We start from the raw sequence: 12,765 nt of genomic DNA, 5'->3' as shown, positions 1-12,765 counted from the left end.
TCTGCACTGCGCGCTGAGCCGCTGGTCGCCGCAGTGGTGAAAAGTCGTCGGCCCGTCGCGACCCTCGCCGCGACGCCCGATCGCTCGGCGAACCGGCCGGCGTCAGCGGGCGACGCGCATGCGGCCGCGTTCCCGGACGGATAGCCCGCCCCAGATGCCGAAGCGCTCGTCTCGGGCCAGCGCGTAGTCGAGGCAGCGCTGCCGCACCTCACAACCGGCGCAGATCCGCTTGGCCTCCCGCACGGATGCGCCCTTCTCGGGAAAGAACGCGTCCGGATCGGTCTGGGCGCACAGCCCTTGTTCGCGCCACGCCACATCCTCGTGGCCTGCCTGGCCGACAGGGCTGTCGAGAGCGGGGAAGTACGTGGCCACGGTTACTCCGATGTTCGGTGGCTGATGGATGAGCCATTGAGAAAACTCTCTCGAATCGGGGCCCCGGCGTCGTCACGGCTGACAGCCAACCCGGGGGCGGGAATTCCGCCCGCGGCACTACCGGCTAGCTGCTATCGCCCGTGCGGTACCGGAATGGTACGGGCGTGCCCTATCGTCGGTACGGGCGTTATGGAAGGGATACGAGCGACGATGACTGCCGTGCGGGTCGTGGTGGCCGACGACGACGTTCTGCTCCGCGAAGGGCTGGCCAGTCTGCTGGAGACATCGGGCTTCGACGTGGTCGGCCGCGCGGGCGATCCCACCGAGTTGCTCGCCGTGGTACGCGAGGCGCGTCCGGCCCTGGCCGTGATCGACATCCGCATGCCACCGACCCATACCGGTGAGGGCCTGGACGCGGCCCGGGTCATTCGCGCCGAAGCGCCGGACACCGCGATTCTGCTGCTGTCGGCGCACGTCGAGGTCGAGCATGCGCTGGAACTGCTCAACGGCGGGCGCGGCACCGGCTATCTGCTCAAGAGCCGGGTCACCGATGTCACCGAATTCGTCGACACCGTGCAGCGTGTCGCGAAGGGCGCGTCGGTCATCGACCCCGCCGTGGTGGAGGAACTGGTGGCCACTCGACGGCGTACCGATCCGTTGGCGGTGCTCAGCAGCCGCGAACGCGAGGTGCTGACCGCGATGGCGGAGGGCCTGTCCAATGTCGGGATCGCCCGGCGGCTGTGGATCACCGAGGGGACCGTGGAAAAGCATGTGCGGAGCATTCTGACCAAACTCGATCTCAGCGAGACCGCCGACGATCACCGCAGAGTGCGCGCGGTCATCATGTATCTCGACGCCATCAGCTGAACGGCGAGCCGTCGGCGGAACGGCCGTGCAGGTCGATCATCCGCGTGACAGCCTCGGCCGACAGCACGAACTTCGGCAGGAATCCCACCGCCGAGCTCGACTCGATCAGGTCCTGGAAGTCCTGTTCGGCGTGGGTGGAGATGAGGATCACCAGCGGCGCGTCCCCGGGCATGCGATGCAGTTGTTCGGCGACATCGAAGCCGTTCTGCCCGCCCAGGTCGATATCGACCAGCGCGACCTCGGGACGCAGCTCACGCGCCGCGCGGATCGCGTCCGCGCAGGTGGATGCGTCGGCGACCACGGTGAAGCCCCCACGTTCGAGCATCGCGCGCGCGGCCGCGCGAAACGGGGGGCTGTCGTCGACGATCAGACAGCGCACGTGCTCACAACTCCACCGGCCATGCTGCAAGGTTCCCAGATCGCGGCAGCGCGGGCATTGCTGCTAGCTGGAAGGTGTCCGTATCACGGCATCGGCGACCGGACCGCGTGGTGCCCGGTCGCGCGGAACTGCCGTTAACATCGCCGCTATGGCGTTGTGGACCACCGGGTCGAAGAAGGATGTTCCCGCTGGTTCGGCGTGGTCCGAGCCATCGGACGGGGATGGGTCGTCCCTGCACGAGCGGATATTGGGGCTGGTGCTGCGTCCCACCGCGCCGCCGACCCGGTGGGGTGTGCTGGTCGCCGTGGCGTTGATATCCGGTGAGATAGTGCTGGTCCAGCAACTTCGCCGCATCGCACCCGACATGGCTTTCGGCGCGCTCTTCCTGTTCGGCGTGCTGATGGTCTCGGCGGGGTGGGGCTTTCCCCTCGCGTTCGCCACCTCGCTCGCGAGTGCGTGCGCCTACGTCTACTTTCACAGTGCCGACGACGCCGATGCCCTGGTCCCCGCCGTCATCGTCTTCCTGGTGCTCAGCATCGCGACCACCGTGCTCGTCGGCCAGGCGAGGTTACGCGCGCGCGAGGCCGAGGAACGCCGGCGCGAAGCCGATCTCGCGGCCGATCTCGCCCGGCTGGTGTTGCGCGCGGTCGATCTGCCCGCCGCGTTGACCGCCGCCGGACACCGGATAACCCGGGCGCTCGCCCTGCCCGCCCCGGGGGCCGTGCTGCTGGTTGCGGACGACCCCGGCCCCGATCTCACCGGCCGCGAGGCGATCGGGTTGCACGACGGCACCAATTCGGTTGGCACACTGCTGGTTCCGTCCCTGCTCACCGCCGAACAAGCCGGACGGGTGCGGCGAATCCTGCCGTCGTTGCGAGCGTTGCTGTCCGCCGCGCGTGAACACGATCGCTTGAACGCGGCCCTGCGGTCGAGCCGTCGCGAACTCGAACGCTTCTTCGCGCTGACCACCGAACTGCTGTGTATCGGCGACGCCGATGGCATCGGTCGCACCAACCCCGCGTTCGAGGAAGTGCTCGGCTATGACCTCGACCGGTTGCGGAGCACTCCGCTGCGAGAGCTGTTCCACCCCGAGGACCGGGCCCGCACCGAGGATCTGCTCGACCGGGTGCTCGCGCGGGACGCGACCGTCACCTTCGAGGTCCGCTGCCTGCGCAGCGACGGTGTGCAGCGCTGGCTGGAGTGGAGCATGGTCGGCGACCAGGGCACCCTGTTCGCCACGGCTCGTGATGTCACCGACCGCCGGCGGGAACAGAACCGCCTGTGGGAAGCCCAGCAACAGCTCGAACGAAGCCACACCAGGGTCAGCGCGCTGGCCCGGCAGCAGACCGCGTTGCGCCGGGTCGCGACCCTGGTGGCCCAGCGTCCGGATCCGGACGAGGTGTACCCGGTGGCGGTCGCCGAACTCGCGGCCAGCCTCGACATCGAGCATGTCTCGCTGGTGCGTTACGAGGAGCCGGAGCACTGCGTGGTCGTCGCGGCCCACGACGGAACCGCATCGGACGGCGCGCTCGCCGTGGGGGAACGGTTGCAACTGGGCGGGGACAACATTTCGACCCTGGTGTACCGCACCGGACTTCCCGCGCGTATCGAGTCCTATCCCGACACCGACACTCCCGTGGCGCGACGGCTGCGCCGCGTCGGTATGCGCAGCGGGATGGGTGTTCCGATCACGGTCGACGATCGGGTGTGGGGTGCCCTGGTCGTCGGCTCCGACCGCCGCGAGACCATGAATTTCGACAATCAGGCCCACACCGTCGACTACGCCGATCTGATCGCCACCGCGATCTACAACCACGAGACCCGCGCGGCGCTCACCGCCTCCCGCGCGCGCATCGTCGCGGCGGCCGACCAGGCCCGGCGCACCATCGAGCGGGACCTGCACGACGGTGTCCAGCAACGCATCGTCGCTCTCGGTCTCGGGCTACGCGCGACCCAGAGCGCGATCCCGCCCGACCACGGCGACCTGCGCGGGCAGCTGTCCGACCATGTCGACAGCCTGTCCCAGCTCTACACCGACCTGCAGGAACTGTCCCGGGGTATCCATCCGGCCATCCTGTCCCGCGGCGGTCTCGGGCCGGCGCTGAAGACGCTCGCTCGCCGCTCGTCGGTACCGGTTCGTCTCGAGCTGTCGGTGACGGGTCGATTGCCGGAATCGGTGGAGGTGGCCGCCTACTACGTGGTGGCCGAATCACTCACCAACACCGCCAAATACGCACGCGCCGAAGAGATCCTGCTGCGGGCCGAGTCCGCGAACGGATACCTGGAACTGCGGGTTTCCGACGATGGTGCCGGCGGGGCGCGCATCGGCGCGGGATCGGGTCTGCTCGGTTTGCAGGACCGTGTGGAAGCACTCGACGGCACCCTCGAACTCACGTCGCCGTCGGGTGCCGGTACCACCATCACCGCCAGGATTCCCATTCCCCGATGACCTGTGCCGGCGCGATGCCCTGCCGCCGTCGTAATGTGCGGGCATCGAGGCCGGAGTTCGTGTGGTCAGCGGTCGTTCGCGTCGGCGAACAGGCCCTCCACGGCGGTGATGAAGTACGGGAAGTGCCCGGCGAACTGGTAGAGGTCGTGTTCGGACTCGAAGCCGCCGAACCAGTAGACGCCGAGCTCGCCGTCGTCGGCGGGGTTCAGGTCGCGGAACTTGTTGACCCACTGGTCCGTTCGGCGGCCCGCCACCATGAAGGGGAGGCCGCGGGAGAAGACCATCTCCTGATCGGGGGGCGGAAGCTGCTGGGGGACAACGGCGTCGAGGCTGCGGAGCATCGCCTGCACGCGGGCCGCGACGTCGCGGCCCAGCGCCGTGCGCGAGGGGAGATAGCGGGGGAGCAGCAGGGCCGCGACGCCCGCCGCGGCCAGGGCCACGCCGATCAGGGCGTGGCCGGGGCCCAGGGCCAGGGCCACGGTGGTGATCGCGCCGGCGGCGATCAGGCCCACGCCCAGCCAGAACTCGAAGCCGCGACGGGTGCGATCGATGAACGTGCCGCGCGCGGTGGCGTCGTCGATCAGGGCGGCGCGCACATCGTTCGCCGGAACCCGGCCGCGGCGCTGGGACAGCAGCACCGAATCCTTGCCGTCGGGAATCAGCGCCGCGTACACCGCGCGCTCGTAGCCCGTCAGATGCTCGTCGGGGGCGTTGACCCGGGTGATCCGCCAGTCCGACTCACCGGCCACCTCGACCCAGACATAGCTGCGCACGGCCAGATCCACCAGCGTCGCGGCCATGTCGGCGGCATCGACGTAGCCGTCCGCCAGCAGGCCCGCGGTTCCGGGCAGCACGCCGTCCGGCGAGGTGAAGGTGACCCGATTGCCCTCGCGCGCCAGCGGATCGAGCACCGCGGCGCCGTTGGGCTGCACCCGGCGCGCCCAGAACACGTACCCGCCCGCGGCCAGCAGCCCGGCCAGCAGCGCGCCGAAGGCCGCCCACACCGGCGTGGTCAGCGAGAACGGGCCGGGCGCGTTGTCGTCCTCGATATTCGCGTTGGCCTGCACCGTGCCCGCCGGCACCTGCAACGTCACATCGACGATGTCGCCCTTGCGCAGTCCGGTCTTCTCCAGGTGCGCCACCCCGTCGGGCTCGACGCGAATGTCCGCGCAGTTCTCGGGTTTTCCGGGCGGGCCGATCGTGCACTTGGTGATGCCCATCCGGAAATCGGGGCTGATCACCGTGGCGCTGATCGAGGCCACATCGGTGTTGAGCACCCCGGTCCAGTGGAACACCTGCGCGCCCTGGGTCTCGGACACGGTGTTGTGCACCACGTACGTCACCGTGGCCGTGCCCGGGCGGACCTCGATGGTGAAGAGATTGTCGGCGACGCCTGCGGTGCCGTCCCCGACGGTCTGCACATCGGTGACCTCGAAGCTGCGCTCGACGCCCTCGCTCAGCTGCACCCGCAGCGGCAGCACCTGCCGGAACTCTTCGCCCTCGGGCACTTCCACGGTCTGGCTCACTCGCAGCAGACCGTCGTCGCCGAGATTGATATCCGCGGTGATGCGCACCCCGACCGGCTGCGCGTGGGCGATCGGCGCGAAAATGCCCGCTACCGCGAGCAGCAGCGCGACGAGGGCGCCCCCCCGAAAAATCTGCATGGATGGCTACTCTAGCCAGCTTGCTATTCTTCCTCAGCGGCTGTCGGTAGTCACTGAGGAACGAGGGGGTGTGGGGGATGACTCGCCCACCGTCCGGGCACGGACCGAATCCCCCGGGTGGCTGGCCGCCACAACCCGGGCAGCGCCCGCAGCAACCCGGACAGCGACCGATGCAGCCACCGCCCGGCTACCCGCAGCGCCCCGGTTATCCGCAGCGTCAAGGCTTTCCGCCGCCCCCCGGCTACCGGCCGGCGGGTCCCGCGCAGCCGCCCGGCCCGGGATACCCGGCGCCCCAGGGACACCCGCGGTCCCGGCCGCCCGGGTACGGCGGCGCACCGGGATACGGCCCGCCCGCCGCCGCGCAACCCCGTCAGCCCGCCTATCGCCCGCCGATGCCGCCGCCGCCCGCGCACACCGCGGCCGGGCGCACCCAGCCGCCGCCCCCGCCGCCGCGCCGCACGCGCTGGGGCACCCTGCTGGTCGTGCTCATCCTGCTGGTGACGGGTCTGCTGCTGCGCACGGCCGTCAAGAACGGTTTGGACACACTGGGTTCCGGCGACGGGGTCGGCACCACCTACCCGGCCCAGCCGGACGCCCCCGGCGTGGCCAAGACCTCGGACAATCCGCTCGTGGTCGACACGAACCTCACCCTCGTTCCCGCGAACTGCGACTACACGCCGTGGGGCACGCAGGTGAGCACCGCCCGCACCTTCTTCGACACCGCCGCCAAATGCCTGGAGGACGCCTGGCGCCCGCTGTTCACCGAGGTGAACCTGGCCTTCGAGCCGCCCAAAGTCATGGTCTCGGAAGGCACTTCGGGCATCACCACGCTGTGCACCGGCAACAGCAGCAGTTTCGCCGCGTTCTACTGCTCCGCGGACAAGACCATCTACATGCCCATCAGCCAGCTGCAGACCGACATGTACGGCGACAACTGGGTGGTCTACCTGTCGGTCTTCGCGCACGAGTACGGCCATCACGTGCAGGCGCAGTCCGGCATCCTGGGCAAGGTGCACCAGGAACGGCGTTCGGCGGGCACCCGCTCGGACAGCGGACTCGAACTCTCGCGCCGAACCGAGTTGCAGGCCAACTGTTTCGACGGCATGTACCTCGCCGCGTCCAAGGGCGGCGGCGCGCTGACCACCGCGCAGATCAACGTGGCCAAGAACGACATCTACCACCGCGGCGACGCCCCGGGCGACATGCGCGATCACGGCAGTTCGCAGAACAGCGGCGGCTGGTTCGAACTCGGCTACGACAAGAACCGCACGGCACAGTGCAATACGTTCGCCGCGGCCGCGAGCAAGGTGAACTGACCCGGCGCGACATCCGGTGCCCATCCCGGCAAAAGGCCGGGGCGGTGAGTGGATCACTCACCGCCCCGGCCTTTTACCGTTCGGACCGACTCAGTGCCCGAACGGCCCCTCACCCGGACGTCGCTGTCCGTGCCCGTGCCCGTTCACGCCCTCGGCGTAAGCGGTCTCCGCGTGCAGCGCGAAGTCGATCCCGTTGACCTCGTCCTCGCGGTTCACCCGGAAGCCGATGGTCTTGTCGATGAGCTTGCCCAGCGCGAAGGAGACGCCGAAGGCGAAGAGCGCCACCGCGACCACGCCGACCGCCTGCTTGCCGAGCTGGGTCAGCCCGCCGCCGTAGAACAGCCCCTCCTTGCCGCCCTCGCCGGTCATGGTCTGGCTGGCGAGCAGCCCGATGAGCATCGTGCCGACCACGCCGCCCACGAAGTGCACACCCACCACGTCGAGCGAATCGTCGTAGTTGCCCTTGAACTTCCAGCCCACCGCGAACGAGCACACCACGCCCGCGACCAGACCCACCACGAGCGCGCCGACCGTGGTCACCGAACCGCAGGACGGGGTGATGGCGACCAGACCGGCCACCACGCCCGAGGCCGCGCCGAAGGTGGTCGGGCGGCCGTCGCGGAACTGCTCCACCGCGAGCCAGCCCAGCATGCCGAGGCAGCCCGCGACCAGGGTGTTCAGGAAGACCGCGGCGGCGGTGCCGTTGGCGTTCAGCGCGGAACCGGCGTTGAAGCCGAACCAGCCGAACCACAGCAGGCCCGCGCCCAACAGCACGAAGGGCAGATTGTGCGGGCGCATGGCGTCGACCTTGAAACCCACGCGCGGGCCCAGGACCAGCGCCAGCGCCAGTGCCGAAGCGCCCGAGGCGATCTCGACGACCAGGCCGCCCGCGTAATCCATGACGCCGAACTTGGCCAGCCAGCCGTCCGGGGTCCACACCCAGTGCGCGATCGGGGCGTACACCGCGATGGCCCACAGCGGCACGAACACCATCCACGCCGAGAACTTCGCGCGATCGGCGATGGCGCCGCTGACCAGGGCGACGGTCAGGATGGCGAACGTCAGCTGGAAGGTGACATACAGCAGCTGCGGAATACCGGTGTTCTCACCGATCAGGTACAGCGAACTCGGATCGATCCCGGAGAGCCCGATATGCCCGAGGTCGCCGATGAGCCCGCCGCCGGCGTCGTCGCCGAAGGCGAGGCTGTACCCCACCAGCAGCCACGCCACCGTCACCAGCGGAATGGAGATGAAGCTCATCATCAGCATGTTGAGCACACCGCTGGACCGCACCATGCCGCCGTAGAAGATGGCCAGCCCTGGCGTCATGAGCAGCACCATGGCCGTGGCTGCGAGCAGCCAGGCCGTGGCGGCCGGGTCGAGGGTCGGTGTCATCGGTAACTCCCTTCGCGCGAATTCGCGTTGCACGGAAGTTACCGAAAACTCACGTTTCGGCGCTGTTACGAAATTGAGGACTTGGATACGTGTCTGTAACAGGTCTAGCTGCGACGATCCCGGCTCTTCTTGGCCAGCGCCCGCAATCCACGCGGTCCGGGCACCGGGAGGTCGTCCTCCAGCGCCATCCATTCGGCGGTGGTGAGCCAGCGCTGCTGCGACCGGGCATCGGCTGTGTCGTTGAACACGCGCCGGCCGCGATCGTCCCGCAATTCGTAGGCCAATACGGACCAGCGCGGCGGGCGGCCCTGCTCGGCGATCTGATCGCGCAGATACGCCGCGACCAGCGTGCCCAGCGCGTTCACCGGCCGCAGCGAGACCCGGTTGCCGTACCGCGCGGCGTGGAAACGCCTTCCCGCACACAGGGATCGGGGCGTGGCGCTGTAGGCGATCCAGCCCGCGCGCTGCGCCCGTTCGATCAGCCACAGATGTTTGACGGCGGTCGGCGCGATATCGCCGACGCGATCGCGAATGAGCGCGAACACCGGTTCGGAGAGCAGGATGTCGCGCCGCGTCGGGCCGGTGCCGTGCGCGGTCCAGTACTCGTCGGTGAGTTTGGCGAGCACTCGGCCGAAGTCGTCGACGCTGCGCTGGGCGCGCCGGCCCAGGCGTTCGATGCGCTCGGCCTCGGCGCGCATGTCGTTCTGCACGATGAGGGTTTCGATGGCCGCCAGCGTCGGCACCTGGCCGCGCTGTAGCAGCTCGAGAATGGCCCCGGCGGTGGCCGGATCGGCGGCGGCCGACACCGGTAGCGAGGCCCGTTTGATGTCGTAGTCCTCGGGGTTGATGGCTCGGCTGAGCAATCCGACCGCGGCGAGATCACCGGCGAACTCGGTGCTGGAGAGCCAGGCTTCTGCGATGTCGTCGTGCGACGGCACTGGGCGTTCCTCCGGAGAATTTGGTTGTGCCCCGGTCGGGATGAGGGACCGGCCGGGGCCACCAACCTGATGAAGGTTTGGCTACCGAAGTTGCCGAGGTCCACGGTAGCCAAACAATTGCGATCTTGCCGCATCGGTTGATGCGATCGTTATGTCCGGTCTGCGGAGTTGAAACCGAACGCGTGTCCGTAAATGGTGATCTTGCACTTAAGTTACGTCCGGCTATCGAGCCGGTGGGTCACGCTAAGAATTTGCTCGAGCGCGTCACCGGGACCGCGTCCGGTCCGGTCGGTATCGAACGGGCCTCCGGATTGCATGTGACCTACATCACACGACTGTGCGACGCGCCTGTTCGGAACCGCCGGGGAGCAGCGGAGCGGTGTCACCGCCTGCCGGTACCCTCGGGCCGTGGCTCTGTACCGGAAGTACCGACCGGCAACGTTCGCTGAAGTGGTGGGGCAGGAGCACGTCACCGATCCCCTGAGTACCGCCCTGGACACCGGGCGGATCAGTCATGCCTATCTCTTCTCCGGCCCGCGCGGCTGTGGCAAGACCTCGTCCGCGCGCATCCTCGCGCGCTCGCTGAACTGTGTGGAGGGCCCGACCTCCACCCCGTGCGGTGTCTGTCACTCGTGCGTATCGCTCGGTCCCGGCGGCGCGGGCAACCTCGACGTCATCGAGCTCGACGCCGCGAGCCACGGCGGTGTGGACGACACCCGCGAACTGCGCGACCGCGCCTTCTACGCGCCCGCCGAATCCCGCTACCGCGTCTTCATCGTCGACGAGGCGCACATGGTGACCACCGCGGGCTTCAACGCGCTGCTCAAGATCGTCGAAGAGCCGCCCGCCCACCTCATCTTCGTCTTCGCCACCACCGAACCGGAGAAGGTGCTGCCCACCATCCGGTCCCGCACGCACCACTACCCCTTCCGGCTGCTGCCGCCCGCCACCATGCGCGGCCTGCTCGGCAAGATCTGCGATCAGGAGAACGTGCGGGTCGACGAGGCGGTGTACCCCTTGGTCATTCGCGCGGGTGGTGGCTCGCCGCGCGACAGCCTCAGCGTGCTGGACCAGCTGCTCGCGGGCGCGGGCCCCGACGGCGTCACCTACCCGCGCGCGGTCTCGCTGCTCGGCGTCACCGATGTCGCCCTGATCGACGACGCCGTCGCGGCCCTGGGCGCGGGCGACGGCGCCACCCTGTTCGGCACCATCGACCGCGTGGTCGAGGCCGGCCACGATCCCCGCCGCTTCGCCACCGACCTGCTCGAGCGCCTGCGCGACCTGATCCTGCTGCGCGCGGTCCCCGACGCGATCGCCCGCAACCTGGTCACCGGCCCCGGCGACGTCCTGGAGCGAATGCAGTTCCAGGCCAACGACATCGGCCCCGCGTCCCTGGCCCGCTTCGCCGAGCTCCTGCACGAGGGCTTGGGCGACATGCGCGGCGCCACCGCCCCCCGCCTCCTGCTCGAGGTGGTCGCGGCCCGCATGCTCCTGCCCGCCGCCTCCGACGCCGAGACGGCCACCCTGCAGCGCCTGGAGAACCTGGAACGCCGCATGGCCGGCGGCGCCCTCCCGCCCGCCCAGCCCGCCCCCGCGCCCGCCCGGCCCCAACAGTCCCACCCTCAGCAGTCCCACGAGCCCGACCCCCGCCCCGCCCCCGCCGCCCCGACGACCCCCACCGGCGAGCCCCGCCGCCGCGGCGCCGAGGCCCTGGCCGCCATCCGCGGCAACAAACAACCCGAAGCGCCCCACCAGAACTCGGCCCCCGCGCCCCAGACGCCCCCGTCACCCGCCGCGCCCCGGCCCGCGGATGCCGCTGCGCCGCAGCAGGTTCCGGCCGTGCAGCCGTCCGCCGCGGGGCAATCCGCCGCGTCCGCGCAGCCGAGCGCCGGACAGGGCTCCGCCCCGGCACGCGACGCTGCCACTGTGCAGCAGCCCCCTGCTGCGCAGGGGACTGACGCATCGGGTCGGTCACCGCAGCAGGCCGCGCCCGCTTCGGCGCAAGCGGACCAGTCCGGAGCTGCTGGACAGACGGCCCCTGCGCGGCAGGCTGTTCAGCAGGACGGATCCGGACAGCAGCCGAGTGCCGCAGGGCAGACCACTCTCGGATCGAGCTCGGCTTCCGCGCCGGAAACGACCGTGAACCAGACGGACGGCGCGGGACAGCCCGCACAGGGTCGGACCGCCGGCGAACAGGACAGTTCACCCGAAGAGCATGTGCCTTCGGGTGATCGGTCGTCCGCTGTGGCGGAAGGCGCGGGACAGGCCGCTGCGGAGCAGCCCTTCGCTGCCACACCGAGTTCGGCTTCCACGGCCGAAAACACTGTGTCGCAGAATGATTCGGAGTTCCGAGGCCGAGTCGCCATGCGTCCGCCGGAGATGAGTGCGGCGCGGGTTTCGGCGATCCCGCAGGGCCCCGACACGCGGCGGGTGGCAGACCCGGCGGCGGACGACGGTTCCGATGCGGCCGACGCGTCGCCCGAAGGCGTTGTCGCGCAGGATATCTCCCCGGCCGGACCGGACGGCGACGCCGACGGCGACTTCGTGCCGGAGTTGCGGGAGCCCGGCCTCGACGCCGATCCCGCGCTCGACTCCGAACCCGCCCTCGAACTCGACGTCGAGCCCGCCGCCGGCGGCGACCCCGCGCTCGTCGCGGAGGTCATGGCTGCGTCGGAGCCGACGCTCGACGGGGAACTCACCCTCGGTGCCGAGCCGCCTTCCGGCCCGGACGCCGGACCCGACTTCGATCCGGCGCGCGAGCCCGCCCCCGCGTTCGGTGCTGTGCCCGAAACACGTGGGACGGCGCATTCCGACCCGGCCCCTGAAATCGCGCACGGCTTCGAGGCCGTGCCCGAAACAGGCGGTGCGGCAGCGCAATCCGATGTCGCCCTGGCGGCCGAGGACGCACAGCCCGCGCCCGCCGCGTCCGGCGGCGCCGACCCCGACGAGGTGCTGCGGGAGATCGAGGCGGCGTGGGCCGACATCCGGGCCAAGGTCCGGGAGTTCGGGGCCGCCGTGCAGGCGCTGCTGTCGGGGGCGTCGGTGTCGCGGCTCGAAGGGGCGACCATCGTTTTCGCGCACCAGCACGCGCCGCTGGCGCAGCGGCTGTCGCAGCCGCAGAACCTGGACGCGGTGCGGTCGGCCGTGCGGGCCGTGCTGGGCCGTGAGCACGACGTGAAGTGGGAGGTCGGCGGGGGGAGCGCCCCGGCCGCCGCCGCGCCCGCCAAGGGCGCGGGCAAGGGGCCCGCGGGCGCCGGGCCCGCCACCAAGAAGGGGCCGGCGCAGTTCTCCCGGCCCAGTCAGGCCAAGAGCGCGCCCGCCGCCGCGAGCGCGCCCGCCGCGGCCCCGGCGGGCTGGGGCGCCGCGCCCGCGAGCGCGCCCGCCG

Annotated in this window: 8 protein-coding genes and 1 pseudogene; 4 read left to right on the top strand and 5 right to left on the bottom strand. The window is 70.3% G+C overall.

Going from position 1 to position 12,765, the window contains the following annotated elements; translation table 11 throughout:
- Positions 1 to 102 precede the first annotated feature (102 nt).
- Positions 103 to 372, bottom strand: coding sequence for a WhiB family transcriptional regulator (locus ACWIGI_RS38110; protein ID WP_454208478.1), 270 nt, complete (start codon positions 370 to 372; stop codon positions 103 to 105).
- A 210-nt stretch (positions 373 to 582) separates the two neighbouring features.
- Between ACWIGI_RS38110 and ACWIGI_RS38105 the strand changes: the two genes are divergently transcribed.
- Entirely contained in the window at positions 583 to 1,239 is a 657-nt protein-coding gene (locus tag ACWIGI_RS38105; RefSeq protein WP_454208477.1) for a response regulator, read from the top strand.
- On the opposite strand, the gene ACWIGI_RS38100 is transcribed toward ACWIGI_RS38105, so the two are convergent.
- Positions 1,232 to 1,618 carry a response regulator gene (locus tag ACWIGI_RS38100; RefSeq protein ID WP_454208475.1) on the bottom strand — a complete coding sequence of 129 codons (387 nt, stop codon included), beginning with the start codon at positions 1,616 to 1,618 and terminating at the stop codon, positions 1,232 to 1,234. The genes ACWIGI_RS38105 and ACWIGI_RS38100 overlap by 8 nt on opposite strands.
- A gap of 148 nt (positions 1,619 to 1,766) precedes the next feature.
- On the opposite strand from ACWIGI_RS38100, the gene ACWIGI_RS38095 reads away from it, so the two are divergent.
- On the top strand, positions 1,767 to 4,067 hold the full coding sequence (locus tag ACWIGI_RS38095) for a PAS domain-containing protein (RefSeq protein WP_454208473.1): 2,301 nt from the start codon (positions 1,767 to 1,769) through the stop codon (positions 4,065 to 4,067).
- Positions 4,068 to 4,132: 65 nt separating this feature from the next.
- Here ACWIGI_RS38095 and ACWIGI_RS38090 read toward each other — a convergent pair whose 3' ends face one another.
- The gene (locus ACWIGI_RS38090) at positions 4,133 to 5,731 is read right to left on the bottom strand and encodes a DUF2207 family protein (RefSeq protein ID WP_454208471.1); all 1,599 of its coding nucleotides are present in this window, start codon (positions 5,729 to 5,731) and stop codon (positions 4,133 to 4,135) included.
- A 392-nt stretch (positions 5,732 to 6,123) separates the two neighbouring features.
- Between ACWIGI_RS38090 and ACWIGI_RS38085 the strand changes: the two genes are divergently transcribed.
- The gene (locus ACWIGI_RS38085; protein ID WP_454208470.1) at positions 6,124 to 7,047 is read left to right on the top strand and encodes a neutral zinc metallopeptidase; all 924 of its coding nucleotides are present in this window, start codon (positions 6,124 to 6,126) and stop codon (positions 7,045 to 7,047) included.
- Between the two features lie 90 nt (positions 7,048 to 7,137).
- Here ACWIGI_RS38085 and ACWIGI_RS38080 read toward each other — a convergent pair whose 3' ends face one another.
- Positions 7,138 to 8,442 carry an ammonium transporter gene (locus ACWIGI_RS38080; RefSeq protein WP_454208469.1) on the bottom strand — a complete coding sequence of 435 codons (1,305 nt, stop codon included), beginning with the start codon at positions 8,440 to 8,442 and terminating at the stop codon, positions 7,138 to 7,140.
- A gap of 104 nt (positions 8,443 to 8,546) precedes the next feature.
- Positions 8,547 to 9,380 carry a hypothetical protein gene (locus tag ACWIGI_RS38075; RefSeq protein WP_454208468.1) on the bottom strand — a complete coding sequence of 278 codons (834 nt, stop codon included), beginning with the start codon at positions 9,378 to 9,380 and terminating at the stop codon, positions 8,547 to 8,549.
- Positions 9,381 to 9,788: 408 nt separating this feature from the next.
- Between ACWIGI_RS38075 and ACWIGI_RS38070 the strand changes: the two are divergent.
- Positions 9,789 to 11,357 (top strand): annotated as a pseudogene (locus ACWIGI_RS38070) (DNA polymerase III subunit gamma and tau); the annotation flags it as partial.
- Positions 11,358 to 12,765 lie beyond the last annotated feature (1,408 nt).

Source organism: Nocardia sp. NPDC055321 (assembly GCF_053645575.1).
Note: the sequence above shows the minus strand (reverse complement) of the source record. Positions and strands in the feature narration are given on the sequence as shown.